Origin of the sequence: Lysinibacillus sp. NPDC093216 (genome assembly GCF_050280325.1) — a bacterium.
Classification (GTDB): Bacteria; Bacillota; Bacilli; order Bacillales_A; family Planococcaceae; genus Lysinibacillus.
Genome location: NZ_JBNNVB010000043.1, coordinates 1 through 26,955 on the forward strand (window position 1 = coordinate 1; position 26,955 = coordinate 26,955).

General features: G+C 33.4%; 23 protein-coding genes and 1 pseudogene. 8 read left to right on the forward strand and 16 right to left on the reverse strand.

Annotated elements, in window-relative coordinates:
- Positions 1–367: 367 nt before the first annotated feature.
- The 6 genes and pseudogenes from ACQKOG_RS25860 to ACQKOG_RS25885 form a co-directional block, all read right to left on the reverse strand.
- A complete protein-coding gene (locus ACQKOG_RS25860; protein WP_370083247.1) occupies positions 368–724 on the reverse strand; it encodes a hypothetical protein in 357 nt (118 codons plus the stop codon).
- Between the two features lie 251 nt (positions 725–975).
- Positions 976–1,818 (reverse strand): CPBP family intramembrane glutamic endopeptidase, encoded by an 843-nt coding sequence (locus ACQKOG_RS25865; protein ID WP_370083245.1) that lies wholly within the window; start codon positions 1,816–1,818, stop codon positions 976–978.
- Positions 1,819–1,993: 175 nt separating this feature from the next.
- Positions 1,994–2,596, reverse strand: coding sequence for an NDxxF motif lipoprotein (locus ACQKOG_RS25870; protein ID WP_370083263.1), 603 nt, complete (start codon positions 2,594–2,596; stop codon positions 1,994–1,996).
- Positions 2,597–2,906: 310 nt separating this feature from the next.
- Complete coding sequence (locus tag ACQKOG_RS25875; protein WP_370083243.1) at positions 2,907–3,701, reverse strand: MerR family transcriptional regulator; 795 nt, start codon at positions 3,699–3,701, stop codon at positions 2,907–2,909.
- Between the two features lie 222 nt (positions 3,702–3,923).
- Entirely contained in the window at positions 3,924–4,661 is a 738-nt protein-coding gene (locus ACQKOG_RS25880; RefSeq protein ID WP_370083241.1) for a GNAT family N-acetyltransferase, read from the reverse strand.
- A gap of 527 nt (positions 4,662–5,188) precedes the next feature.
- Positions 5,189–6,064, reverse strand: a pseudogene (locus tag ACQKOG_RS25885) (helix-turn-helix transcriptional regulator).
- Positions 6,065–6,361: 297 nt separating this feature from the next.
- Between ACQKOG_RS25885 and ACQKOG_RS25890 the strand changes: the two are divergent.
- Positions 6,362–7,564: a macrolide family glycosyltransferase gene (locus ACQKOG_RS25890; RefSeq protein WP_427448511.1), complete on the forward strand. Its 1,203-nt coding sequence runs from the start codon at positions 6,362–6,364 to the stop codon at positions 7,562–7,564.
- A 172-nt stretch (positions 7,565–7,736) separates the two neighbouring features.
- On the opposite strand, the gene ACQKOG_RS25895 is transcribed toward ACQKOG_RS25890, so the two are convergent.
- Positions 7,737–8,186 (reverse strand): VOC family protein, encoded by a 450-nt coding sequence (locus ACQKOG_RS25895; protein WP_402871872.1) that lies wholly within the window; start codon positions 8,184–8,186, stop codon positions 7,737–7,739.
- Positions 8,187–8,471: 285 nt separating this feature from the next.
- Between ACQKOG_RS25895 and ACQKOG_RS25900 the strand changes: the two genes are divergently transcribed.
- Positions 8,472–9,410 (forward strand): helix-turn-helix transcriptional regulator, encoded by a 939-nt coding sequence (locus ACQKOG_RS25900; protein WP_427448512.1) that lies wholly within the window; start codon positions 8,472–8,474, stop codon positions 9,408–9,410.
- A 226-nt stretch (positions 9,411–9,636) separates the two neighbouring features.
- On the opposite strand, the gene ACQKOG_RS25905 is transcribed toward ACQKOG_RS25900, so the two are convergent.
- Positions 9,637–10,521, reverse strand: coding sequence for a GNAT family N-acetyltransferase (locus ACQKOG_RS25905; protein ID WP_370083233.1), 885 nt, complete (start codon positions 10,519–10,521; stop codon positions 9,637–9,639).
- A gap of 754 nt (positions 10,522–11,275) precedes the next feature.
- Between ACQKOG_RS25905 and ACQKOG_RS25910 the strand changes: the two genes are divergently transcribed.
- The 3 genes from ACQKOG_RS25910 to catA all read left to right on the forward strand — a co-directional run bounded on the left by ACQKOG_RS25910 (position 11,276) and on the right by catA (position 13,939).
- Positions 11,276–12,364, forward strand: coding sequence for a helix-turn-helix transcriptional regulator (locus ACQKOG_RS25910; protein ID WP_427448513.1), 1,089 nt, complete (start codon positions 11,276–11,278; stop codon positions 12,362–12,364).
- Between the two features lie 210 nt (positions 12,365–12,574).
- On the forward strand, positions 12,575–13,096 hold the full coding sequence (locus ACQKOG_RS25915) for a GrpB family protein (RefSeq protein WP_370083231.1): 522 nt from the start codon (positions 12,575–12,577) through the stop codon (positions 13,094–13,096).
- Between the two features lie 189 nt (positions 13,097–13,285).
- Entirely contained in the window at positions 13,286–13,939 is a 654-nt protein-coding gene (catA, locus tag ACQKOG_RS25920) for a type A chloramphenicol O-acetyltransferase (protein WP_370083229.1), read from the forward strand.
- A gap of 112 nt (positions 13,940–14,051) precedes the next feature.
- On the opposite strand, the gene ACQKOG_RS25925 is transcribed toward catA, so the two are convergent.
- Complete coding sequence (locus tag ACQKOG_RS25925; RefSeq protein ID WP_370083227.1) at positions 14,052–15,146, reverse strand: DUF418 domain-containing protein; 1,095 nt, start codon at positions 15,144–15,146, stop codon at positions 14,052–14,054.
- Between the two features lie 409 nt (positions 15,147–15,555).
- Between ACQKOG_RS25925 and ACQKOG_RS25930 the strand changes: the two genes are divergently transcribed.
- Positions 15,556–16,293, forward strand: coding sequence for a MerR family transcriptional regulator (locus ACQKOG_RS25930; protein ID WP_370083225.1), 738 nt, complete (start codon positions 15,556–15,558; stop codon positions 16,291–16,293).
- 383 nt (positions 16,294–16,676) lie between these two features.
- On the opposite strand, the gene ACQKOG_RS25935 is transcribed toward ACQKOG_RS25930, so the two are convergent.
- The 6 genes from ACQKOG_RS25935 to ACQKOG_RS25960 all read right to left on the reverse strand — a co-directional run bounded on the left by ACQKOG_RS25935 (position 16,677) and on the right by ACQKOG_RS25960 (position 22,179).
- On the reverse strand, positions 16,677–17,399 hold the full coding sequence (locus tag ACQKOG_RS25935; protein WP_370083223.1) for an SDR family NAD(P)-dependent oxidoreductase: 723 nt from the start codon (positions 17,397–17,399) through the stop codon (positions 16,677–16,679).
- A gap of 121 nt (positions 17,400–17,520) precedes the next feature.
- Entirely contained in the window at positions 17,521–18,249 is a 729-nt protein-coding gene (locus ACQKOG_RS25940) for a DUF2087 domain-containing protein (RefSeq protein WP_402871887.1), read from the reverse strand.
- A gap of 183 nt (positions 18,250–18,432) precedes the next feature.
- On the reverse strand, positions 18,433–19,254 hold the full coding sequence (locus tag ACQKOG_RS25945; protein ID WP_370083219.1) for a MetQ/NlpA family ABC transporter substrate-binding protein: 822 nt from the start codon (positions 19,252–19,254) through the stop codon (positions 18,433–18,435).
- Between the two features lie 16 nt (positions 19,255–19,270).
- Entirely contained in the window at positions 19,271–19,924 is a 654-nt protein-coding gene (locus ACQKOG_RS25950) for a methionine ABC transporter permease (protein ID WP_370083217.1), read from the reverse strand.
- Complete coding sequence (locus ACQKOG_RS25955) at positions 19,921–20,946, reverse strand: methionine ABC transporter ATP-binding protein (RefSeq protein ID WP_370083215.1); 1,026 nt, start codon at positions 20,944–20,946, stop codon at positions 19,921–19,923. Before ACQKOG_RS25955 ends, ACQKOG_RS25950 begins: the two co-directional genes overlap by 4 nt.
- A gap of 54 nt (positions 20,947–21,000) precedes the next feature.
- Positions 21,001–22,179, reverse strand: a complete 1,179-nt coding sequence (locus ACQKOG_RS25960; RefSeq protein ID WP_402871893.1) for a M20 metallopeptidase family protein — start codon at positions 22,177–22,179, stop codon at positions 21,001–21,003.
- Between the two features lie 489 nt (positions 22,180–22,668).
- Here ACQKOG_RS25960 and ACQKOG_RS25965 point away from each other — a divergent pair, with 489 nt between their 5' ends.
- A complete protein-coding gene (locus tag ACQKOG_RS25965; protein WP_427448514.1) occupies positions 22,669–23,133 on the forward strand; it encodes an aminoacyl-tRNA deacylase in 465 nt (154 codons plus the stop codon).
- 346 nt (positions 23,134–23,479) lie between these two features.
- Here the strand turns inward: ACQKOG_RS25965 and ACQKOG_RS25970 are convergent, their stop codons facing one another.
- Positions 23,480–24,676, reverse strand: coding sequence for an FAD-dependent monooxygenase (locus tag ACQKOG_RS25970; RefSeq protein WP_402871899.1), 1,197 nt, complete (start codon positions 24,674–24,676; stop codon positions 23,480–23,482).
- 705 nt (positions 24,677–25,381) lie between these two features.
- Here ACQKOG_RS25970 and ACQKOG_RS25975 point away from each other — a divergent pair.
- Entirely contained in the window at positions 25,382–26,674 is a 1,293-nt protein-coding gene (locus tag ACQKOG_RS25975; RefSeq protein WP_427448515.1) for a S41 family peptidase, read from the forward strand.
- Positions 26,675–26,955 lie beyond the last annotated feature (281 nt).

Consider the following 26,955-nt stretch of genomic DNA (forward strand, 5'->3'; position numbering starts at 1 on the left):
ACTTAAAAAAGATGACGCCTGCACAATACAGACTTCATCTTCTTCAAGTTGCCTAGAGCTTTTTTAAAAATGTCCTTTACAAAGGGTACACTTTACTCCTCACTTTTGAGGGGATTCCCTCGCCGGTAGGCAGGAATCGAATGCATTCGATTTAGAGCCAAGAGGGTTCGGGTGCAGCGAAATTGTCAACTCCTTAAATTCCTTTCGCTATCGCTCCAGTCAGACATTTACCGTTGACAATTGCCACGTTTTTTCTTCTACAGCAAGTTCACTTTCAACCGAAAATAAAATAAAAATAGGGGTAGCATATGCTACCCCATTTAACTATCAATCTCTATTGATTGAATATTCCATACAAATCATAAACCTATTTTTTTCTCTCCCATATCGCCTGTATAATACCCCAAAATATAAACCGATATACAAACGCTATGAGAAAAAACATATAAACAAATTCAAAAAGGGAAAAAGGCTCATAATCGATTAAATAGGAATTAATGAAAATCAAAATTAAAGATAATAATTCCATTGTAGAATTTTTAAATCCTCTTTCTTCATACAAATACTTGGCCCTTTTTAGATTGAAAACATCCTTTAATTCATCAGTAAAGAATCCCTTAACCAATCCCAATCCTATCAAATAAATTCCCAAGGAAAGTTCAAAAGATATATTCAAAACCCTCGTTACTAAACAATAAACTACAGTTAACAAAAATAAGTACACTTTTACTATTCTCCTTGTTTATTGATAATTTAACTGTATCATATAAGGTACATGATGAATACTCACACTCAATCTAAAAAAATAATTAGGAGGATTCGCATATTTAAAAAGTTCTTTACTGTATTAAGTATTATTGTTCTTACCTTCAGTATTTCTTCTCCAATGATCGGTCACGCTAGTGAAATTGGTTATGAGGAAGACATGTAAATTCTAAACCAAAATATAAATCGACCCCATGTAGGTGATCATCCTTAATTTGAATACGATGATGATTTTAGGTACACTTTTTCTGTTATTTCTTCCTTTCCATACAATACGTTCTTTGGATTAATAATAATGATTAAAACGGCTGCAACGAAGTAAAAAATGGCGTTATACATGAGTAAATCAATTAATTTCCCGTTTATTAAGCCCAGAAAGAAATTAAATAATTGGTGGATAATGATTGGGACGATTAAATTTTGATTTAAATTATGAAATGCTGTCATGACGATCTTAGTAGACATGATTGCAATCATAAAGAGTAGAATATATTTGATTAAATCAATGCCCATATACCCTGTAGTAAACCATATAGGCAGATGCCACAGCCCCCACCAAAAACCTATGATGATTGAAGCTTTTAATGGCGAATGCTTCTTTTGAAGCTCCATTTGAGCGAAACCTCTCCACCCTAGTTCTTCTCCTAGTGGCCCAGAAAGAAGGTTTTTAAAAAAGAAATAAATCAGCATTCCCCATGAAGAAACAGTAAAAACAGAGTCTACTTCACTAGTATTAGATACTATAAACAAAATCATCAAAAATATGAATGCTTGAATCATACTTGCAATAAAAATCACAGAAAACTTAAGTTTATTCTTGAATTTATCTTTTACAAATTGCATAAAACTTTGCCCAGGATAGATTTTTTTAAATAATATTGCAAAAGCAAAGGTTGAGGACCAAGCTGATATACAGAGCATGACATCAAAAATCCATTTAGGAAATCCCAACATGCTGATGGCTCCTACAAGACAAAAAAGTGGCAAAAAAATGATATTGGTTAGTACAATAAAACTCGCTACTGGTTTTTTTAGTTTCTTTTCTCTATTCATGTATATTCCCTGCTTCGAACTAAATTTCCGTAAAAATATTAAGGCTTTTACGAATACCTTTAGCTTAAACCTAGGGGTTGCTCACAGGTCAATACTTTTACCACCATAAAATTCAGCGTAAGAAAAGATAAAAAATACCCTTCAAAGTTTTGAAGGGCAATTACATATATTCTTTCTATTCATCGAAATATGTAGTGTTAATATTTTTCTCGTCCAAAAATTTTTCGATTTTTTGTTGCTGCCTTCCGTTCGCTTTCGTAAAATGCTCTGAAGCAAAATCTGTTATATCTGTCAAGCTACCATTTTCAACCGCTCCAACAATTTCTTCTTCAAATTGTGTTAAAGTTTCCCTGATTGATGAAACAAATTCATAGATTGTCTTTGAAGGTTCTTTATAATCATCTGGGATACTATTATTACTTATAAAATCATTGAAATTCGCATCATTCTTTTTCCCTTCAGCTATTAATTTATGTAGTTTTTCCTGATCGGTTTCAGTAGCATCCTCATAAAGATAAACAATCTTTTCCATTTCTTTATCTATCACATGACTATAATCCATATACTTTTTTAAACTTGCTTTCATTTCGTCTTCACTAATAGTTTCATTCTTTTTATTAGAAACAAATATATCATCTGGAATTTTAACAGTAATATTGCTAATAGATTTTTCCTTACTTTCTTTATTGCTTTCTTCGTTAGGCATTGTTTCGTGTGAACAAGCATACATCAATACAATAGTGAACGCCATTAATAGATATAAAGTAAATTTTTTCATACTAATCTCCTTTTCAATCCATCTTGTCATTAATTTCACCCTTTCTTATAATACGCTTTCTTCTCGAAGAGTCTCTACTTCCTCATGTGCAGTGAACGAACCATTTTGCAATAAAATGATTCGATCTAAAATAGGCTCCCCTCATATACACTTCGTGTCATAGTGTACTAGTTAAATAGTACACTATGACTTTTAATTTCGCAAGCATTATATTCAAATAAAAGGAAGAACCCCTAAATAAAGGGCTCTCCCTTGATGAAATTAGTTGAATAAGGTATGCCTCTTCAGCAAAGAGAGGAAATAATAAGTTTCACTTGATAGGTGCATAAATCTCTAGAAATACACGTTCAAGTCCGTCTTCATAAGTGGTCAGTAATAGGTTTATATAAACTTGTCCCAAAAGTTCATACCCTTTTTCTAATGCTATGTTTCTTAAACTCGCTTCCACGTGTTGATCAATATTTTTTCCGCCAGTTGACCATCTTCCATCTTCAATAATTGTATAAATACATTTTGGATGAGATAAGGTTTCACCGTCTATTTCTCCATCAGGATCTTCCACTTTTCTTACAATAATAAACTTATCTTCTATAATACCTTCTTCATTGAAGTTGATGACTCTTCTTAAAGATGTGAGCGTAACTGCTTTTTTTAAGCTCTCTGCATTCTTTTTTAAAGTGTCATATTCTTCATACGCTGTAAAATGTTCTATTTCTCCCTTTATTGCTAAAGGTTTCATTTCCTTAACTATGTACTTTCCTAAGAATTGTTTGATTTTCTTACAATCTTCTTTTACTATTTGAATCTTTTTCAATAGAAGTTTTTTATATTCTATTTCCAGTAAAACCTCTTGTTCTTTTTCTTCTAATAATGATTGAATTCCATCAATACTCTTACTTTTTCTTAATTCCTGGATTTTTTTAATTTCAATATCAATTTCTCTGTAAAAATTTACTGTTGTAATATCATAAATATCAAAATGATTATATTTTCTATACCCATTCTCAATATTTTGCTTCGGCTTTACTAATTCCTTTTCCTCATAAAATTTCAAGGTATCTCTAGATACACCTAAAAAATTAGCTACTTGCCCAATTGTGTACATTTTATTCTCCTTATTATTGCAAATTCTTTATTTTATCTAGACCCATATAATACCATTATTTTTTATTAAATAGATGAATGCCATATGTTCGTAAATTAGTAGATGACGACTGTTTATATGGATCAGAATTTCGTTTAGGCGAAAGGATTTCTTAAATTAAAAACCGATTTTTTCTATGCTAGGAAAAATCGGTTTTTAATTTAATTGTAAGAACGAGCGTATCTACTCGGACTTTCCGACAGTGCAGTTTGGGGAAATTACATCCCACTTACCAAGCACCGTCAAGCCAGCTGCTTTAGCTAAGACTGTTGAAGCTTCGTTATCGAGCTGGCATCTATACTGCGGTTCGTATCCCTGCTCATATGCGTACTTGCAGATTGAACGTACCACTTTGCGAGCATGACCTTTTCCTCTAAAAGGTGATAGAGTCAGTACACCGAGATCCGCAATTTGCACATTTTCTTCCCAAGGATACATGCTGGAAGCACAGACCAAGCGATCTTGCTCAAAAGAGCCGAATACCGCCCAGTGATCCAACTCGACATAAGCATCATCTAAGTCTTGTTCAGTAGCGGAAGACTCGAACTCTGAGAAAATTGCATCATCTCGTTCTGTTAATTGGCGCAATGTACCTTCCAGGTCTTCTTGCAACAAGTTGTTCTTTTCTGCTTCTGAAAAATAAAAAAGATAATCTGCACCATGCATTGTGACTCCTGCTTCATTTAATTTCTGGCGGAAGATCAGCTCCGACATTTCTTGTCCTTTTGAAAGGTCTAACTTTTCGGCCATTTCAGGCGTCAAGACTGCCAAAAACCGTTCGTCAGTAGTTTCTAGCACCATGAGCCGACTGTCTTCGCTCAGGTCAGGGTTGATGGTGACCGTAAAGACTTTATCGTTGTAGATAACTTCCCCGTTTAAAAATTGCAATTTCCAATAGTCAGTTATCGTTTGTGAAAACATACTTATCCCCCCTTTAATTGAAACTATATTTAAAAATACCATATTTACCCTATTATTATCTAATCTTTTTGTTTTTCTTTCCATTGTTCCTTCATCTAATTCTAGTAAACTAATCGGGGACTGGTAATCTGGGCTAGTAGGGACTCATAATGATCTTGCAGCGCTCCTGCTATCAGTCCAGTTATTTTCTTACCATAATAAAGTAAAATTTTAATCAGTGGGGGTTTTCTTCATCTCCTACTGATTATTGTCACCACCAATTGAGCGGTAGTTAATCTCCCACCTGCTAGAGACTAAAGTGGACTGGCTATCCATTTTTACATCAATTTGTTTGTAAAGTAAATTCCGGATGATCACCAATGGTTTGGTCTATTAACTTAAATGGCTGATGTTTTAAGTTAGATCGATAATCTTAAGTTTTCTGTGGATTGTAACTATTAATTTGAGTCTAAAATAAACAAATATTATCTTCAACGAGAACATATAGAAGATATTTTAGATTTCAAAAAATAAATTCCAAAAATCCTTTATTCTTCAAATGATAGATTTGTCGGTTCCTCTAAAAGATGGTTTTCAAAACTAATGTGGGTTGTAGGGGTATCTTTATCAACCACCTCAAAACTAAGTCCATCCAGCCAAACTTCCCCTTTTCCTGTCAGTAAAATACCGAACGATATTATTGCACTATTTTCTGGTACATCCAGAACTATAGAATATCGATTCCAACCATTTGTACCAGTGATTGGTCTATCACTCATATTATCAAACTGCAGGATATCCTCCGATGCATTATCTACTCTCATCCAAAGTCCTGAGAATTGTTTAACATTTTCAGTTTTAATAAACCCCGAAAGTTTAACTCTTTTATTTCTAAATTCATTTGCCTTAAATTGTTGCATCATTGTTGCAAATTCATCTGGTTCCTGAACAGTTTTTGATTTTAAATATCCCGATGCTTTTCCTTGATGTACAGTTTCCTGATCTATTCCTATTTCATAATTATATGGATGACTCCCACTAATAAACCAGCCTTTAATTTTCTCTTCCATTATTGATTCCTCCTTGTTTTTTCTCATAGCTCTCATTACTTTTCTGTATTGCCCTGGTGGCAAACCATATAGTTTTTTGAATGCTCGTGTAAAGGATTCTTGTGACTCAAATTGATAATAGAACGCGATATCTATAATTCTTTCATCCGTATGAAGAAGTATAACTGCAGCATTTGCAAGTCACCTCATTCGAATATATTCCGTGACAGACATTCCAACAGAGGTTTGAAAAACTCTGTGAAAATGATATCTTGAAAATCCGCTCACTGCATCAATATCATTGGCGGAAATTCGCTCATGTATATGTGATTCAATCCAATTTATTGTTTTTTGAATTAGCCAGTCATTTTTCAACGGTATTTCACCTCCTCTTCACTTATTATCATAACGAATAAGAATTAATAATTTTTGACTTTTTTTGCGATATTCTTCAAAACCAGAGATACTTTAATAAAACATCTTCAAATAAATTGATTTGCTACACTCTAATCCAAGTGTAAAAGTCCAAGTAAGCTGTCCACCTAAAAAAGATAAATGCTAATACTTGATAAAAGATCTCACGGTGCTTTACCATAATTAAGCAATGATATGTGACAGTATCCATTACTCTTACACAATCTTGAAAATATCTTTACTTAAGGAGTGGTAGAATTGGCACGTGTTTTATTTATTAATGGTGGATCAGAAGGACATATCAATCCAACTATTGGTGTTGTACAGGAGCTAATTTCGCGCGGAGAAGAGGTCGTATTCTTTACGATAGAAGCTTTTCGGGAGCGAATTGAGAAGACAGGAGCGACTGTGCGCACCTTTGACGGTCAAAAATTTATAAAAGCCTTTATTTCAGGTGGAAGAAATCATTTGCTCGAAAGGGTCAATGGACTTTTACTTACTGCAGATATCGTCATACCTAGTGTTCTTGAACAGATTAAAGGAGAACATTTTGATTACATCATCCACGATTCTATGTTTGGTTGTGGTCATCTAATTGCCAAAATCCTGAAGCTTCCGGCAATTAATTCATGTACATCTTTTGCTGAGACTCAACAATCATTTGATAAAACTTTAGAACATCTTTCAAAAAATGTCCCAACCGAAGTTTTAAAAAAGATCAATGATGATTTTCAACAACTGACAACAAAAATTAAAGAAAAATATGAAGTTGAAATCAATTCTCCATTTGAAGTTTTTTGTAATCCCGCACCACTGACAATCGTTTATACAACGAGGGAATTTCAACCTTTTGGAGAAGCATTTGACCAAACCTATAAATTTGTAGGTCCTTCCATCTCTTCACGATTAACGCAGGAAGACTTCGACCTTACTGCCATCAAAGGGAAAAAAACCATTTATATTTCACTCGGTACTGTCTTAAATCAAGCCATCAATTTCTATAAGCTGTGTTTTAAGGCATTTGGGAATACTGAGCATACTGTTGTCATGTCTATTGGTGGGCAAACCCAACTTGGTGATTTAGGAGAGATTCCTGAAAACTTCATTGTGAAAAATTATGTTCCACAATCCGAATTGCTAAAACACACTAAATTATTTATCACACATGGTGGAATGAACAGCACAAATGAAGCTCTCTATAACGGGGTTCCGCTAATCGTAATTCCACTAAGTGCGGATCAACCGATAATTGCAGAGCAAGTTACCAACATCGGAGCAGGTATTCAATTACAAATGCAAACCTTGATGGCAAGTCAATTAAATGAAGCTGCCGATCATGTGTTAAACAACCCTTCCATCCATAAAGCTGTTGCAAATATTAAAGAATCCTTCCAAAAATCAGGTGGGTATCACAAAGCTGTTGATGAGATTTTCAATTTTAAAAGTCAATTCGGTATTTAAAAGCTGCCATTGTTGGTGGCTTTTTTTGGTACTGTATCTTCGACTTTATTGAAATATGGAGTGGGACTTTATAAAAAAATATTTTTACGTAGATCAAAAAAGCTGGGTAAACATCCCCAGCTTTTCTGTACATATTTAGTTAAAAGAGCAGCGACAAACAATATATCCTTTGTTAATGTAATCTATCATCAAACATTAATTGTATTTGAATACCAAAAGGATCTTCAATAATACCGTATGCTTTGCTAAAAACATTATTTGATAACGGAACAATAATTCTAACTCTCTTATCTGTCGTTGAGCTTTTGTAAAAATGTTCGATTTCTTCTAAATCCGCACTTTGAATACACAATGAGGTGTTATTCCCTACTACATATTTTTCAGTGACATCCATTGTATCTTCTGCCAGCATTACCTTTGTTTTACCGATTGCTAAAACGGAGTGCGTAATAAAGTGTTTATTCTCTTCAGTAAGCTGCAGAGAGCTGTCACGTCTTGCCATATCTTCATAAGTAACGAGTAACAATTCCTCTGCGTTAAAATGTTTTTTGTAAAAATCAACCGCTTCTTTTGCTTTTCCTTTCATGGATAAGAAAATAGCTACTTCTAGTGTTGTACTCATGGTATCAATCTCCCTTAATAAAATGATTGTAGGTAGATATCTTATCAATTGATATTACCTTGACCTTATTTTAAGATGTAAAGGTATCAAAACATGACACCTTTATCTTCATTCAGAAGAACCTCCACATCTGAAGGTGGTGGGATGTGGTTCCTTTTCACCCACGCACTAAATGAAGATAAAGCCTCCGGCGGATGTCACGGATTTTGAAAGGAATGAATTGTGCAGGCACAATTCAAAATCCGGACGCACTTACGCCAAGGCGAAATTGATAAGGAGATTTCTATGAAAAAATCAGAAAGATTAAATGACATGATAAGATACTTAAACAGTCGAGAGTACTTTAATTTAAATGATTTAATGGCTAAATACAATATTTCTAAAAGTACGGCTCTACGTGATATTAGTTCATTAGAACAATTAGGTATGCCTATTTTTTCGGAGCACGGCAGATACGGACGTTATGGTATCTTAAAAAATAGATTATTATCCCCTATTATTTTTACGATTGATGAAGTGTTTGCTCTGTACTTTGCCATGCTAACGTTAGAATCTTATCAATCAACACCATTTCATTTAAGTGTTCATAAACTAAATGAGAAGTTTGAAAACTGTCTGTCTAACAATCAAATACTGCAGATTCACAAAATGAAAAAAGTCTTGCAGTTTGAAGTAAATCAACATAAAAATGTTAGTCGTTTTTTAGATAAAATTTTAAGGAGTATTCTTAATGAAAGCACCTGTAAGATTCAATATTTAAAAAATGACGAGCAAAAAAGCTACCATGTTCAATTTTTCAAAATTTCTGCTAGGTTTGGTCAATGGTATGCCACTGGAATAGAGTTCAATACACATAAATATAGAGTTTTTAGATGTGATAGAATAATCTTTATTGAAGAACAGGATATCGCCTCTCACTTTTCTATAGATGAACTTAATAGTCGTTCATTAGAAATGTATCAATCCGAGAAAAAGATTGGCTTTGAAGTAGAGATTTTAGCACAAGCAAAGGATATTTTTTATAAAGAACATTATCCTTCTATGAAAATAGAAATTAGTACTAAAACTGTCGTGAAGGGATTTTTTAATCCTGGAGAAGAGGAATTTATCGCCAACTATTTTATGAGATATGGTCATTATGTTATAGCAGTGAAACCTGAATCATTGAAACAAATTATCCAAGAAAAAATAGAGAACCTCTTCAATCATTATCAAAAATTATAAATCACATAGTTAGGCGTTGACTCAATTTTACGGAATAAATGATTTTGCTCTTCCGCTTCTAAAAAAAAACTATAGACGTATTCCAGAAAAGATAAGGAGAAAACCGAAATCGGTTTTCTCCTATTTTTCATTTAAAAACCGGCTATCAATCATTTAACTCTGTAAATGGTGCCGATGGTTTAGCAATACTTTTAAATTCTTAAAAGTTACTGATTTTCCCTTGCAATTAACAATGTGATGTTAACGGGAACATAAAGTTATCCTCTAGTAATGACTTTTTCGTTAAGACGAATAAAGCATCATCATCATTTGGCATAATTGTCGCTGTCATGCCCTCGATTGTAAAATCAGGTGTGAAATAAAATACCACTTTTTTCGTTGTTTTCTTCACAATGCTTGCTAATACAGCTTCAACATTTGGTGCATTTAACGAAATGATATCGTAAATATGCAGCGTATCTTCTTCTTCATTCATTAGCACAATCGTTTCTAAATCTTCTACATAGAAAATGGCTTCATGAAATACTAATGTGAAATAAAACATTAATAAACTTTCATTATGCTCAACATCTAAAATAGTTGAGTTAACATGGCGATTTTTCGCAAACTTTTCAAGTAATGCAAGATCATTTTCAATAGTAAGCTGTTTTACTTTCGCATCCATCTTCATTTGAAGTGAGCTATTTGCAAGGTCTAAGCTAAACTCACTTTCATTTAGACGTGTAAAGCCAAACTTCGGGTAAAAATCCAATACAGTATCATTCGCAAAAAGATACATGAAATCATAAGTATTTTCGTATTCTTTCATAATGTACTGCATTAATTGCTTAGCTAAACCTTTATTGCGATAATTTTCATCAGTCATTACTGTACCAATTTGAATCCCTTTGTACATTTTACCATCTATAATTATTGACATTTTATTAACTGAAGCATTTGAAATAACCTTACCTTCATCAACAAATGAATACGGTATATATTTATCATTCCAATACCCTCGGTTGTACCAGCCTCGAAAATCTAATTCGAATGTTTTCATTGCTAAGGCATTAAAACTCTCCTTCAAGCTTTCATTATTACGATAATCACTTACTAATTCATATTTTCCCATTTAAATTCCCTCCAATTTTTGTTTCAATCACTTTGGTACATTACATGTATTATGGGAATTATCACCTCCTAAAAACAGAAAAAGACTTTATGAGAATAATAAACTCATAAAGTCTTTTTATACGCAAAAAAATAAAGTTAACCAAACTAAAGCTAGTGCTTGCCTTTAGTTGGATTACATAAATTTATTGATCTGCTTATATAGATTAGACATTATATTGCTTCTCTTAGTTATCGCAAAAGGGCATCACAAATAGACCTATAATTAAATTATAGAACAGCCCTTCTATTAAATTCATTGGAATTTAAATTGCGATAATAAGTTTTAGCATAAAAGTCTAATCTCCCTTCTGTTTTTAAGAATAAAGATATACTATCACCATTTTGGATTTTTATCTACCTTTTATTTCATAAATTTTCCTATTTGTGTCCGTACTCTATGAAGAACGCCTTATACTGAAGTACTTTAATATAAATCATCCTTATCTCACCTGCATTAACTTACCCTCATCAATGGACTGAATAACAATAGGTTTGGAGGTACGTTAATGATAGATGGTAGGAAAAAAGGAAATAAAACAAAAGAGGTATTACTGAATGCTACAATATCTTTAATAGCAGAAAAAGGTTTTTCAATCAAGACCTAGAAAGAACACCGTTTGATTGATTTGAGCTATTAGTAAACGATTTTTACACAACGAATATCAAAACCCCTTTTAATTCTTCACTATAATTAATAATAGGAGTGATACATGATGAACAACATGATTCAAGATATGCTTGATTGGATTGAAGAACATCTGTTTGAGGGGTTTTCTCTGATGAAATTAAGTGAAGCAATGGGCTATTCTCCTTATTACTGTTCCTTTAAATTTCATCAAATAACAGGCATTAGCATTAAACGTTATATGACCCTTAGAAAAACCTATCTTTCTTCAATCAGTCTTAGTGAAACAGACGAAAGGATCATTGAAATAGCGATCAAACATGGCTACTCGTCCCAAGAAGCATTTTCTCGAGCTTTTAAGGGGATATTTGGAGTTAGTCCTAATGCCTTCCGTTTGTGTCCTGAACCATTGCAAACATATGTAAAACTCACTATGAATGAAGCGAGGGGTTATTATATGGACATTTCAAAAAAATTAAGAATTGAAGATTTACAAAAGCATGTGGATGAACATTTTGATCACGAAGTATTGAACATTTTAAATGGACAAATGATGTATGAAGAATTCAGTTCTCAACAATTAATGGGAAAAAGCGATTACGCACCTTTTAATGAAGCGATGTGTGTACACGACACTGTTAAAACAATTTTTAGCGACTCATTTAAACAAATTCGAGCAACGGGACATCAAGTCTCACTAACCGAATATGAAGCAATTACAGTTGCACCACTTGAAAAGACCTTATTTTCAAAAAAATATCAATGTATCGTTCTTTGGTTTGGTGAAGATATGTTTTGTCAGATGAATTTAATAACCGTGTTAGCTTATTTGGAACAAACATCATTTAAAGGAACAGTTTACTATCACGCGGTGAGAGAGCAAACATATGATGTGAAAGAAACGGAAATAACACTAGGTAACTATTATGATATATTCCAAGCAGTATTATTGGAACACCGCATGCCAGATGTAGAATTGATACCTGTTTTGTATCAAGGAATCAATTTGTATTTAGAACTGTTGCAAATTGATAACGAAATAACAAAATACATTCAAACACATCAAAATCTTCCTCACCGAGAAATCGTTCGAAACTTGCTGCATCTTTTCCCTCAATATGGTTTAGGGGATTCTCAATATTTAGAATTAATTAAAGCAACTCAAAATAAAGATTGAGCGTTGCTTACCTCCCTCCCCTTTAGAATGGATGAAGAGTTGCTACAAAACTCTTCATCGCCATGAAAAAACGAATCACCTGCTTTGTAGAGAAAATAAAAATATCCTTTATTTTCAAACAACATCTTTGACAACGCATTAGATTTTTTATAATCTGTAATAATACATAAAATTTGTAAAGTAACATAAAAACAAGAATGAGGTGTATTAATGAGGATTATAGAAGTTGTAGATTTTAACCACAATTGGAGCAGCGACTATCAGAAAGAGGAACGTTCTGTTAGGGCTATCCTTCAAGAAGAATTGGTGAATAGTTTTCATATTGGAAGCACATCAGTTCCAGGTCTAAAAGCAAAACCCATTATTGATATTTTACTAGTAGTCAATGATATTCATAAATTGGATTCATTTTCTGAACAATTTCAAGAGATTGGATACGAAGTTATGGGGGAATTCGGGATAACTGGTAGAAGATATTTCCGTAAAGGTGGCGATCATCGCACACATCAAATTCATGCTTTTCAATATAGCAACATTAAAGAAATAGAAAGACATTTAGCATTTAGAGATTACCTTCGAGTGCATCCCGAAGTTTGCAGGCAGTATGGAGAAATAAAGAGCCAACTTGCCATGCAGCATCCAAATGATATTGATTGCTATTGCGACGGGAAAGACGATTTTGTTAAAAACGTTGAAAAAGATGCTATTAAATGGCATTGGACTGTCCGTTAATATAAATTTTCAATTAGTGGCTGTCCTTGAAAGCCATCTTTACTATATTATAAGAATATAGTATGAGAGTAACAAAAAAGTGGATATAATTTTTTATCAGACAATATCATATACGAGGGTGAAATCTATGAAAAAAGCAGTGAAAATAGCCTCCTAAATAAAATTAATAAATTTAGGAGGCAAAAAAAAATGATTTTCAACAAAATTGATCGAAAGAGCTGGCATCGACAAGAGTATTTTGAGCATTATATTACCCAACAAACAACATTTAGTATGACTTCAGAAATAGATATTAGCATTCTGTATAAAAACATAAAAGATAATAATCTTAAGTTTTATCCAACATTCATATATATGGTAACAAAAGCTATCAATACCAATATTGCATTTAGAACGTGTTTTAATAGCCAAGGAGAATTAGGGTATTGGGAAAAATTAAATCCAAGTTACACGATTTTTAATGAGGAATCAGAGACATTTTCGAGCATTTGGACAGAAACATCGGATAATTTTAAACAGTTCCATCAGAATTACGAAAGTGATTTAAAGAAATATAACGGTAAGATCAGTTTATTTCCGAAATCCCCTATTCTAGAAAATATTTTTCACATATCAATGATTCCATGGTGTTCATTTACTGGTTTTAATCTCAACATTAATAATGGAGGTAATTACCTTTTACCGATTATCACTGCAGGTAAATTTTCGCAGAAGGAAAATGCTATTTATCTTCCTGTTTCTTTACAAATGCACCACGCTGTTTGTGATGGCTATCATGCAGGCTTATTCATGAATTACCTTCAGAGTTTTGCCGATGAATCGTACGATTGGTTATTAGATTGAATATTTCCCGCTAAACCCTTCTTCTTTTGTATAAAAGCGTTCCTGCTTGTTACAGGAACGCGCTTTTATACTATCCTCATATTTAACAAAAACTATTTCTTCTACCAAAATATTATTTTGTTATTTTTCTCATAACCCATTCAATGGGTCCCCTTTTAAATTTTCTGCTCCATAAAACAGAAAATAAAATACTCGCTACGAAAAACAATAATGTAAATACGAATGAAAATGCTAACGTTTGGTTTTCTAATCTATTTAATAAAGTTAATATGCCGACACCGATAAATACATGACTTACATAGTGAGTTAATGTTAACTGTCCTGTTTTAATAAGTGATTTGGTCAACCAATGACTAGAAAAATTTTCTACAATATAAATAGAGGCAACGATGACAATTATCGCTGAAGCGGAATTTGATAACATATATAATATGTTTGGTGGAATTGGTCCAGTTTGAAACAAGAATTCGGCACTTTTACCATCTAATACTGACAGAGATAGTTGCATCAATATTTTTGAAAGTACCTCTATTGTTATGAGTAGAATTATAGAAATAAACAACATTTTGTTTCTTACAGCTTTCTTCGATAAATCAAGTCTGCCAAGGATCATTCCAAGTAAAAAGAAACAAATCCAAGGGAATACTGGATGATACCCATTAAACAAAAGATTTCTTAGAAAACCTTCAATCGTCCAAAAATCAAGATATTCCATAAATGGTTGATCTGGATGCCATCCTTTCAAATAATTCATTGTTACTTGTAAGACTTGCGTGGTGATTAAAAAAAGACTAGATATGATGATCATGAACTTTGTAGAAGCTACGATAAGAAAGGATGCAATCAGCATATAAACGCCATAATAATGAAGGATATCCCCAGTCCAATCTGCAATATATAAAAGTAAACCTAGAATAAAAAGAAAAGCGGAACGTTTCCATAATTTCACCTTATTTTCTTTAATTGTAGAAAGGTCACCGCCATTTCTAGCTTTTCTTGTCATCAAAGCAACTCCGATACCTGCCAGCGTAACAAAAGTAGCAGACGCTCTTCCTTCGAAAAGTCCAGTAAACCATATAAGCCAATCCGACCCTCTCCCTGCCGCTCCCATAATAATTTTAAAGTTAACTATCAGCATTCCAAACATAGCCAAGGCTCTAGCGAAATCTAACCCTTCAATACGTTTAGATTGTAACTGTTTGATCATAAATGTTCCTCCTTAAGTACACGATTGGGATATCTTTTTATAGATATTGCAGACTTTTTATATCTACTAAAATATTGATGAAACCATTATTTATCAGAAACCTATGCATTTTTTTTGCGCTCTACTTAATACATCATCACTATAAACTATAGGGTTGACCTAATGTCAAACAAACTTTTTTGTGTACACCTCTCAATTCATTTGCCCAATTATCCATTGGTAGAATGATGCTAAAACCCACACCGAGCAAATCCTTTTGCTTTATCACATGGGATTTATACCTGCATATTCTTATATCCCATCCATTTCTTTGATTATCAGTGATAACTGTTTAAGGCTTTATCTTAGGTTTATCGTTTGACATTAGGCTAGCCCTAGAGTTTATATTTATCTAGAGAAGAGGGATATTATGGATGAAACAATTACAATAAATCAATTAGCTAAAATATTTGATATCAGTCATCATCAAATACGATATTACGAAGAAAAAGGGCTCTTATTTCCATCCTACACAGATAATAATAGATATCGAAAATATTCTCTTAAGGAAATTTATCAACTTGCTCAAATATTAATGTTGAGAAACTTAAATCTTTCAATCGCACAAATTAAAGAGGTTTTAACTTCGTATGAAAAAAATGATTATTTGAGTTTATTAAGAGAAAAATCAAAAGAACTTTCAGACGAAATAAACAAATTACAAAAGATTAAAAAGGCAATTGATCACCATTATGTAACTATTACAAACAAAAAAGTAAATTCCACAAAATACTTAAAAGAAAGTCATTTAGAAAAAATAATCACTTTAAAAACGAATGAAACTTTATCAGCCAAAGATTTTTTAACATTACAATTATCAACGCAATTTTTTTATAATGATGTTATTTATGTTTTTGAAGAAGATGAATATCATATGTGTATAAAAACAGAACATAAGGCTGATTTCCTCATGATTGAAGGTAAATATAATTCTATATTTATTTTAGGTGCAAATGATGATGAAATTGAGAAGCAAATATTATCCATTATCGACAAGAAAAATATCCCTATCTATGTAAGAGAGCTCTCAAGCGGCATTTTTACTAATAGTAATATTCTTGAATTAGAAATTCTAATTCAAGAGAAAAGCGATAAAAATGAAAGCTAATCGTGATCATTTATTGCTGAAAGAAGTAAAATTTATTAGAATATAAACCAATGCTAGAGAATGTTATATTTCATCCCGAATATAGAAGCAAATTATTGCAGTAGGCAAAGAATTTTGCTCGAACTCATTTACAATCAAATGAGTTGCGTTTGCACGTCGTAAGTAGTAATCCTCGTACTAAACAACATTACGAGCTCCTATCATTCAAGACTCAATCAGAACAGAAGAACTCCGTGCTGCAACTTTTATTCAATAAATCGAAATGGGATTATAAATTATATTGATATGTAAAACTCAAAGAAAATAATTGTGAAATAGATACCATTTTAAAAAGCTCACATGTTGAACAGAATCGTTCAACATGCGAGCCTTTTTTTACTGAATTATACATTTATATCTGTAATAGCAGGAATATTTATTTCCTTCACACATGAAACTGGTGATAAATTAATCACACATTGGACAATGGCTACAATATCTTGTACAGGAATACGTGTCCCTTCATACAACTTAATTGCCTTTTCAGCCCCTTCTTCAAAAGGTACTTCAGCAGCCAGTTCTCCTGGATTAATACACGTTACGGTGATTTTATCTTTTCTCACATGCTCGCGTAAAGCATTTGTAATGCCTCGTAAGCCGAATTTAGATGTAACAAACGAAACTTGTGCATTATTCGTATGATCTAAACCTGCTGTCGATCCTATCAAAATCACTTTTCCATTTTCCGCCTGTCTTAAATTAGGTAATAGCGCCTGAATATATGTAATTGTGGAAGTTAAATTAATATTAATTAAGTTTGCAATATCCCCAATTTCATCGTTATCAAACGTATAATCATATTCAAAACCGCGCTTTTCCCATACTCCAACATTGTAAATTAATACATCAATAGCAACGCCTTTTAAAGCTTCTTTTAAAGCAGGAATATGTTGTTGACTAGATAAATCAATAGTCAGCCATTTACGATTTACGCCATCATTTATATCTAAACTACTTGGTCGTGTGCGTGACACCACCCATACTGTATCCCCTTTTGTTGGTAAACCCTTTACAAATGCATCACCTAATCCTTGGCTTGCTCCAAATATAATAAAGTTCTTACTCATCCAATCACCCTTTCTATATGACTACAACGTAAGTATAGTTAATATAAAAATTAGTAACAACTAATGTGATTTATAGAAATATTTAGGTACTTAAAATTCCCTATGCTTATTCATTTTAAACTTATTTCACCCAATACGTAGTGCAATCATCACTTCGATCTAGGAAACCATATTCAATTAAGTATCTTCTTATTGATACATAATCACTATAAATAGGCTTTAATATCTCATTTACTTCCTTTTCATTATATTTACGCCCTACCTCAAACTTCGTTGTAATGTGTTGCAGTAAAATTATCTTTCGTTTTTCCTTACTTGGGAAACTTTCAATAGGACCTTCTAAGCCATTTTTAAAATACGTCGCTAGTACTTTTTCTTTCTCATCTACTGTAATCGCATAACGTTCATCCACCTGTGTCGCCCCCTTATGAATTGGTTCGTATACTTTTGTTGTTTCTAAAGCCTGCATGATTGCCAGAAAAACTTTTGCTTGTTTTTCTTTTTCTTTCAATTTAAATCGATGCTGTCGAATTGTTGAAATGCTATTTGCAGAAGTGCTATTAATAATGTCTTTATCTGGCGCCCCTGTTGCAAATAGCTTCAGCAATTCGGTTTGGATATCAGATAACCCTGTATACTTCTTATCTAATTGAAGTAGCGCTTCGAACACAGAGATATGTTCATTCTCAATATGGTGTTGTATAGCTTTTCTAGCCGTAAAAAATCGATTATCTATTTGGAATACTTCTTCGGCATCAAATATTTCATTACAAAATATACATTCATATGTATCACCTGTGTTTACATATCCCCTCGATAATTCCTCTATTGTCAAATCACTTTTACTCATAAACAAAACCCCTCTGTGTTTACTATTTAATAAACAATATACGGTAAATTCATCAATGTGTAAACAAACTTTAATTTTGTTTATCTAAAAACAAAAAAGAAGAATCCATTTTGACCATAATCAATCAAAATAGATTCCTCTTAGTAGATAAATCATTTATAGCATAAAGATTTACCCCTAGCATTAATCATTTTTAGGAATGAACCAATAGTTATCTTTGTTATTTTCATCCATGTATTTTTTTAACTCAGGAGAATTATAGGCTTCTTTTACTGCTTTTGCCCATTCGCTATCTTTATTTTTTTCATTTACTACGGCTACTAATTCGTAATTTTTCACAACATCTTCTTGCAATATGGCATTTTTCGCATCAATTCCTGAAGAATATACGATACTTCCTGGGATTACACCAAAATCCAAGTCTTCTAATGTACGTGGAATTTGAGCCGATTCCATTTCTTTAATTTCCAACTCGTATTTATTTTCAACGATATCTTGTGCTGTTGCTTGAATAGGATCTACGCCCTCTTTAATTTTTATCCAACCTGCTTTTTGTAAAATTGCATAGGCACGAGCTGCATTTGATGGATCTTGTGGAATGCCAATTACGTCGCCCTTTTTAACGTCATCTAATGATTTCTTTTTACCAGGAAATAAAGCCGCTGGCACTGTTGGAACAGCTGTTAACGCAACAAGAGATGAGCCACTTTCCTTATTGAAGTTGTTCATATATGCTGTATGTTGGTCCACGTTTAAATCTATGCCACCATCAGCTAATGCAACATCTGCTTGTCGTAAATCTGTAAATTCTGTGTCTTCTACTTTAAATCCTTTATCTTCAAGAATTGGCTTAATGGCTTTTAAAAATAATTCACTATAAGGTCCAGGTGACGTGCCGACTTTAATTGTTTTCTTGTCATCTGATGAGCTCGAGTCCGAATTTCCACAAGCCACCAATAAAACAGCAAGCGATAATAATAGAAATGCTGAAATATACTTTTTCATTATAAAGACCCCTTTTTTATTGATGTCTAATTTTTTTAGCTAAATAACTGCCGAGTGATTGGATAAGTTGCACAATAATAATTAAAATAACGACCGTTAAAATAATGACAAATGTATTAAAACGTTGATAACCATATGATATGGCTAAATTCCCTATACCACCGCCCCCAACCGTACCAGCCATCGCAGTTGCGCCAATCAAGCCAATCGTTGCGGTTGTTAGCGTTAATATAATAGAAGCAAGTGCTTCCGGAATTAAAAAATGTCGTACAATTTGTAATGGCTTTGCGCCTAATGATTTTGCTAATTCGATAATTCCCGGATTCACTTCTAATAGAGATGTCTCCACTAATCGTGCAATAAATGGAGCAATATAAATAATGAGCGGAACTATCGCCGCCTCCGTACCATATGTTTTCCCAACAATTAAGCGTGTGAACGGTACGATGGCTACAAGCAAAATAATAAACGGTAATGAACGAATAATATTAATCATTGAATTTAAGATGAAATAAACAATTTTATTTTCTTTAATGCCATTTGGCCTTGTCAGTACTAAAAATAGTGCAAGGGGTAACCCTAATAACGTTCCGATTAATAGCGATACAGAAACCATATAAAGGGTTTCGGTCATGGCTTGCCAAATAATATCAGGGGAAATCCGATTCATATTTTCACATCCTCTACGATGACATTAAATTCTTTAATAAATGCTTTAATTTCTTGAATGATTGGCTCATTTGCAGAAAAAGCGATCGTAAAGATGCCTAAAGTAGTTCCCTCAAGTTCCGTAACATTGGCTAAGACAATATTGCTTTCTACATGATTGAAACGTTTATTTAGTTGATATAATAACGAACTAGCCGTATTTTCTCCTAAAAACTTTAGTCGTAATAACGTATACGTTTGTTGATTTTTTTGATAAAAATCCAGTAGATCTTGTGGAATTTTATTCGGAATAACCGTTTCTACAAAATCTTTAGTAGTCGGTTGGCTCGGCTGACCGAACACTTGAATAACATTTCCAGTCTCAACTAATTGACCATTTTCCATCACAGCTACTTTATTACATAGGTCGCGAATAACTTCCATCTCATGTGTAATTAATAGAATGGTTATATTAAACTGTTCATTGACACGTTTTAACAATGCTAAAATTGATTTCGTCGTTTTAGGATCGAGTGCAGAGGTTGCCTCATCGCATAATAAAATTTCAGGATTTGTGACCAGTGCACGCGCAATTCCAACGCGTTGTTTCTGACCTCCAGAAAGTTGGTTCGGATAATTTTTATCTTTATCTTCTAGCCCAACAAATGAAAGCATTTCCTTCACTTTTCGATCGATGTCTTCTTTACTTTCATTCCGTAGCTTTAATGGCAAAGCGACATTGTCAAAAACATTTTTTGACTCGAGTAAATTAAAATGTTGAAAAATCATACTAATCTTTTTCTTATTTAAAATCTTCTCATTCGAACTTAACGCTTGAATATCCTTGCCGTCTACGATGATTTGCCCAGAAGTCGGATCTTCTAAGCCATTTACCATCCGAATTAATGTACTTTTACCCGCTCCACTATAGCCAATGATCCCGAATATATCTCCTTTCTGAACTTCAAGAGAAACATCATTTAAAGCGACTATTTTCTTTTTCTTTTGATAAAATTCTTTTACGATATGTTTAAAGACAATCAATGTATTATTCCTCCTGATAAATTTGCCACTAAGTTAATCACATATTTTCAGAGATTAATCGATCAAAAAATGACTCGCAATTTTCAGGAACACTTCCCCTGTATTAATTAGTGCTCGTTCATCAAAATCAAATTTTGGATGATGGTGAGGATATTGTGTATTTGGATCTTCATTATGGGCGCCTACATAAAAGAAATTTCCGGGTTTTTCTTGTAAATAGTAAGCAAAATCTTCCGCTCCCAACACCGGATCTTTCTGAATAAAAGCACTCTCTCCAAATTGCTCTTTAATGAATTGCTCCACACGTGCAGCTTCTTCTACTGGATTAACAAGTACCGGATAACCATGTAGGTAATCTAATTCAAACTCTATGTAATTAGTAATCTTTAACCCTTCTAAAATTGCTCGAATTTCCTTTTCAATTTGCGCACGAACATCTTTATTTAATGCACGAACGGTTCCTTCTAAAACAGCAGAGTCTGCAATAACATTGAAGGCATTTCCAGCATGAATACTTCCTACTGTAACAACTGCCGCTTCTGTTGGGTTAATACGACGACTAACAATTTGTTGTAGGTGTTGAACTAAATGAGTTGCCGCAATAATGGAATCTTTCGTTTCATGTGGTCGAGCTCCGTGTCCGCCTTTACCGAAAATTTTTATCGTAAAAGCATCAACTGAGGCCATTATTGCCCCTGAGGCAGTTGACAGCTTGCCAACAGGAAGGTCTGTCGCTAAATGTGCTCCGAACACATAATCTACATCATCCAAAACCCCATCTTCAATCATAAATTTCGCCCCACCTGGTGGCTTTTCTTCGGCTGGTTGGAAAATAAATTTAGCTGTTCCATGAATACTGTCCTTATGTTTTTGAAGAACCTTTGCCACTGCGAGTAAGGCAGCTGTATGCCCATCATGTCCACAGGCATGCATAACGCCAGGCACTGTAGATTTATATGTAACTTCTTTTTGATCCTCGATTGGTAATGCATCGAAGTCTGCTCGAAATGCAACCGTTTTTCCCGGCTCTTTACCTTGAATAATTCCGACGACACCTTTATCACCAACATTCTCTTGCACAGAGATTCCATAACTTTTTAATGTATCCACGATATAGCGAGATGTTTTTTCTTCTTGAAAAGAAAGCTCCGGGTTTTGATGTAAAAAGCGACGATTTTCTACTATCTCTTCAAATAAACCAGTCAACTCTTTTGTCAGTATTTCAATAGTCATTCCTTAACCCTCCTCCTATTAGTTCATCATTCGATATATTCGAACAATTACTACGATTTTAAACACATAAAACCAATAAGTCAACTATGTTTTATTTATTTTGTATTCATTCCTGAAATGAAACAGCCACCTAGCCTCGATTAAACATCGATGCCAGGTGGCTGCAAAAGTCTTATCCTACAGGGATAAAGTGATTAGTTGTCTTCACCTATCGGGTTTTCACCCTATAAAATCACTTTTTTATTAAGTTAATAAACTCCACCTTCCTGCTAATGTATTTTGAATAAGCATCGAATTTATGCCCTTCTCTACTCGTTCAGCTTTTCACCAAGAAGCAAAATATACTTTCTCATAAATTCTTGGATACTCGTAATATGAAGTGGATTACCTTATTTATTATTTTCCTCACATTGCTCAGTAGTAGTGGTATTAAAACTTGCATTATTGTGCTAATATTTACACAAATAAGAATATTAAAAGGAGAACTTTATGAATTCATATGAAAATAAGGTTAAAGTTTTTTTAGACTCTAATAATGTAAAAGCTGAGCACTTCGTATTTAATCAATCATGCCACTCTGTAAAGGAGGCTGCTGAAGCAGTTAATGGTTCGGAAGACGATTTTGTAAAAAATATTTGCATGATTGATTCAAATAATGAATTAATAGTTGCTATTGTAAAAGGAAACAATAGAGCTAGTACAACTCGTGTTGCCAAATCATTAAAAATAGAAAAACCAAGACTTGCTAACGGAAATGAAATTATTGAACATACAGGTTTTCCACCAGGTGGAGTCCCTTCTTTTGGTTTTCAAGCAAAGTTTTTAGTTGACCCCAAAGTAACAAGTATGGATTACATATATACTGGTGGCGGTTCTGAAAACTCATTAGTTAAAATAAATGTTCAAGACTTATTAAGAATCAATCAAGGTACTATTATTAAAGTAAGTAAATAGCAATTCATAACAACCGTATAAAATGACGGTTGTTTTTGCATTGTAAGAATAACGCACTCATCTCTACTGTATTGTCGAAAAAAAAAACGCCAGAACTAAAAAAAGAACAGGTTTAACTACTTTATGAAGATAAAATAATCATATGGACAAGAATCCATTTTGAAAAAAATTGGTCAAAATGAATTTTCGTCCAGCTGAATTTTTGTTTCGGTTTTAAAACTAGTTTAATCACTTTCTACCTGTATTGCTCCATAGTTGAGCAAACAAAAAATTGTTCGGGTTTTGTATAGTTACTAGTAGTTTAGAAATTAACATTTAGCTAAAACTCTTCTCTTAAATATCCATATCAATAATCTTTTAATTCAATCCCGTTGGCAGCTTTAACAACCATTTTTGAAATTAACTTAAACTGCATGACCAAAAGGAAAGGTACTCGTAATATTAAATTACGCAGAAAGATTTTTAAGTTTGATTTTTCAACCATGCTACCAGCAGCCATTAGCCCTATTTTTTGATTTTTCTCAACAAACTTTCTCATCTCTTGTTCGTAAGCTACAAAGGCACGGGAATAATCACCATTCGTGGCTTTAAGTTCTCCAGCTAATACATACGCTCCGACAAGTGCTAGACTAGTACCTTGCCCTGATAGGGGTGATGGGCAATATGCCGCATCACCTACCAAGGCAATTCGACCCTTTGCCCACGTTGGCATGTGAATCTGGCAAATCTCATCAAAATAAAAGTCTGGCGCTTCTTTCATGGTTTTAAGTATATGCGAAGTTTCCCAGCCCATCTGGTCTTCGAAGGCATTTTCTACAAGTTTCTTTTGAGACTCTTCATCATATCGGTCGTACTTCAATGCCTCCGATTGGAATATTAACATACCTTTTGCCTCAGTATTGTCACGGGCACTATACATACCAACAGTTTTGCCTGGCGTTGAATAAAACAATTGACGGTGGTCGAGGTTGAGGTAATTCTCCATGGTAAAAATCGAGATATAACAGCCAAGCGTACGTTTAAACTGTTCTTCGTCTCCAAAAGTCAAAGACCTCACATTAGAATGAAGCCCGTCCGCACCAATGACCAGGTCAAATGTCTGTGGATTGCTATGAATAAATTGTACTTCTGCACCAGCTTCAGTTTCATGTATAGCGGTAATCGAATCTCCCCAAATGTATTTGATGTTATCCTTGGTTAAATCATATAAAATGCTACTAAGATCGTCGCGCATGATTTCGATGTCCAGACCCTGCTGGTTCGCTAGACTTGCTTCACTTATTTTACCTTCAATCTTACCTTTGCTGTTCACAAAGTAAACACCTGTCATTTGTGTGTCAGCTGCACGGACTTGATCGAGTATCCCCATCCGCCTAAGCATCGTAATGGCTGTACCACGTATATCAACCCCGTATCCACCTGAGCGCAATGCGGGAGCACGTTCTATTACCGTCACGTCGAAGCCGTAGTGATGAAGCCAGTAAGCGAGCGCAGGGCCGGTAATACTTGCCCCAGAAATAAGGACGCGTATCGATTGGTTCATGATGATCTTTTCTCTCCTATCCAATAGTCTTAACACCTCCACAGTATATTCACCGTAACAAAAAAATAGGAATTTAAAAAGTAAAGATCCTGCAAATCAAAACAAGACATTTTGACCAAACGAATGAATCCGAGCATCCTTAGTAAATCCATATTTTTTTGAGGGAACCATTAACAATTAAAAATCAACATTGAAATTTATTAGAGCCTAGTAATTAAAAATATTATTTTTGGCATCTAGTCAACAAGGAATAATAGATCCGTTGGCTAAAATTGTATAGATTGTCATTAGCTATGTTTTATTTATCTTATATCCATTTACAAAATAGAAATCAAACAGCTACCTAGCCTCGATTAAATATCGATGCCAGATGGCTGCAAAAGTCTGTCTAGTCGACAGGGATATATGTGATTTTTATTATATAATTCAAGTTCAATAGTGATTTTTAAAAAATAGCGAATAAATTTGAATTTTCAGAAATACAATGTTACTATTAATGTACTAAATTTGAAGGGATGATGAATGGACAATGAGCAAATAATTCTATTTTTATACGTAAAATGTATATGCATTTTCAAATAAAAAATAGGATTAGTCTGTCCATTTATTATACTTTTATAATGCTTACCTCTTTGTAGGCTTATTTTGTACACAATAAATTTATTTACTAATCCTTCTGAAGCTATTTTCAGAGGGATTTTTTATTTGTTTTTGCGTTTACATTCAAATTTAAAGGAATGGAATGATACGATGCACAGTAAAACACAAATCTTCGACGAAGTAATTCAAATAATGAAAACAGATTATGCGGGTTATTTGGATAAAAAGCATATTAACCGTCCCGAAAACTATCTCATTACCGAAGATATGACGTATAAAGATTTTGTTGAAACGATACAGTCCTATTTACTCGATTTTAAAGATGGACATTTATCATTTAATGCGAAAAAGGCAGTAATCCCAAATAGAGGATTTAAAGTACGACGCTATCAAAATGCTTTATATGTTACAGAGGTGACAAATGAAACTCGATTACAAATAGGTGATACAATACTTGAGATTGACGGCTTAACGATCGAAGAATTTGAAATGCTCTATTCGAAAATTTTAGAGGATCCTGTACCAGAAAGACAATATTGGAATGTAGGATTACGACAAGCAAAACGAGTATTAGTAAATCGAGATGATGATAAATTTCTTTTACCATTAGCCACATATGAACGGTCTCCATATGTACCGAGTTACGTCTTTAAAAAGTTGGATAACAAAACAGTGTATCTAAAAATAACGGATTTTTCACAAGCTCAACCCATTCAGGACTTATTGAACAATCATGAAAGCGAATTAAATAAGTCACATAATTTAATTATTGATGTACGAGTGAACTATGGTGGGAACGACCTTTTTTATTTCCCAATCCTCAATTATGTATTTGATAGGGAATTAAAATTTAAAAGCCTATTTCATGAAGATGAAATGATGTATACAAACTATACGGACCGAAATTGTCTTCTATGGATAAAAGAGTTGAAAGCGTATTTAACACAAGAACTAGACAGTGAAATGCAAAAATGGATTCAAGAAGAAATTACGAAGTTTGAAACAAATTACTCGAAAGGATTGGTGGCAGTTCCAGAAGAATTGGATTATACAATTCAAGGTCAGTCAAACCCTAAAAATGTCTATGTCCTTACAGATGTAACCTGTGGAAGTTCGGGTGATACATTTGTTCAAAATGTTAAGAAGTCACCAAAAGTTACCGTAGTTGGACGCCCTACAATGGGAATTATGGACTTCTTTAATGTAGTAACCGTTGATTTTGATGATTATGAATTTGTTTATAGCCTTTCAAAAATGCATGAAAACTATCATTACAATGATACAGGCGTAAAGCCACACATCTATATCCCTTGGACACCGCAACATTTACATGAAGATATGGATCTAAATTATGTTTTACGTTTATGTCATCAAAATCAAGAAAAATCACAGAAGTGAGCTTCAGGAAGCCCACTTCTTCAGAGGTGGGAGGAATGAAGTGCATTTTTCTTTTTAGAACATACGTTTATATTGTATATTGTGAATAATCAAAAAAGAAAGGGGTGACGGGTAATGACGAAAGGGAAGAAAGATTGTTTTATTATAGAACTCAAGTTACTTGTAGATACATGGCAAAAGGATATCCTATTAAAACGTTTTGAAATTGCCCGTACACTCTATAATACAACTTTGTCTTATGCAGTAAAACAATATACTTTAATGCAAGAATCAAAACACTA

Excerpts from the sequence above, each read along its gene's own strand:
- ACQKOG_RS25865 (WP_370083245.1), bottom strand. The coding sequence starts at position 1,818 with ATGAATAGAGAAAAGAAACTAAAAAAACCAGTAGCGAGTTTTATTGTA.
- ACQKOG_RS25870 (WP_370083263.1), bottom strand. The coding sequence starts at position 2,596 with ATGAAAAAATTTACTTTATATCTATTAATGGCGTTCACTATTGTATTG.
- ACQKOG_RS25875 (WP_370083243.1), bottom strand. The coding sequence starts at position 3,701 with ATGTACACAATTGGGCAAGTAGCTAATTTTTTAGGTGTATCTAGAGAT.
- ACQKOG_RS25880 (WP_370083241.1), bottom strand. The coding sequence starts at position 4,661 with ATGTTTTCACAAACGATAACTGACTATTGGAAATTGCAATTTTTAAAC.
- ACQKOG_RS25895 (WP_402871872.1), bottom strand. The coding sequence starts at position 8,186 with ATGAGTACAACACTAGAAGTAGCTATTTTCTTATCCATGAAAGGAAAA.
- ACQKOG_RS25900 (WP_427448512.1), top strand. The coding sequence starts at position 8,472 with ATGAAAAAATCAGAAAGATTAAATGACATGATAAGATACTTAAACAGT.
- ACQKOG_RS25905 (WP_370083233.1), bottom strand. The coding sequence starts at position 10,521 with ATGGGAAAATATGAATTAGTAAGTGATTATCGTAATAATGAAAGCTTG.
- ACQKOG_RS25910 (WP_427448513.1), top strand. The coding sequence starts at position 11,276 with ATGAACAACATGATTCAAGATATGCTTGATTGGATTGAAGAACATCTG.
- ACQKOG_RS25915 (WP_370083231.1), top strand. The coding sequence starts at position 12,575 with ATGAGGATTATAGAAGTTGTAGATTTTAACCACAATTGGAGCAGCGAC.
- catA (WP_370083229.1), top strand. The coding sequence starts at position 13,286 with ATGATTTTCAACAAAATTGATCGAAAGAGCTGGCATCGACAAGAGTAT.
- ACQKOG_RS25925 (WP_370083227.1), bottom strand. The coding sequence starts at position 15,146 with ATGATCAAACAGTTACAATCTAAACGTATTGAAGGGTTAGATTTCGCT.
- ACQKOG_RS25930 (WP_370083225.1), top strand. The coding sequence starts at position 15,556 with ATGGATGAAACAATTACAATAAATCAATTAGCTAAAATATTTGATATC.
- ACQKOG_RS25935 (WP_370083223.1), bottom strand. The coding sequence starts at position 17,399 with ATGAGTAAGAACTTTATTATATTTGGAGCAAGCCAAGGATTAGGTGAT.
- ACQKOG_RS25940 (WP_402871887.1), bottom strand. The coding sequence starts at position 18,249 with ATGAGTAAAAGTGATTTGACAATAGAGGAATTATCGAGGGGATATGTA.
- ACQKOG_RS25945 (WP_370083219.1), bottom strand. The coding sequence starts at position 19,254 with ATGAAAAAGTATATTTCAGCATTTCTATTATTATCGCTTGCTGTTTTA.
- ACQKOG_RS25950 (WP_370083217.1), bottom strand. The coding sequence starts at position 19,924 with ATGAATCGGATTTCCCCTGATATTATTTGGCAAGCCATGACCGAAACC.
- ACQKOG_RS25960 (WP_402871893.1), bottom strand. The coding sequence starts at position 22,179 with ATGACTATTGAAATACTGACAAAAGAGTTGACTGGTTTATTTGAAGAG.
- ACQKOG_RS25965 (WP_427448514.1), top strand. The coding sequence starts at position 22,669 with ATGAATTCATATGAAAATAAGGTTAAAGTTTTTTTAGACTCTAATAAT.
- ACQKOG_RS25970 (WP_402871899.1), bottom strand. The coding sequence starts at position 24,676 with ATGAACCAATCGATACGCGTCCTTATTTCTGGGGCAAGTATTACCGGC.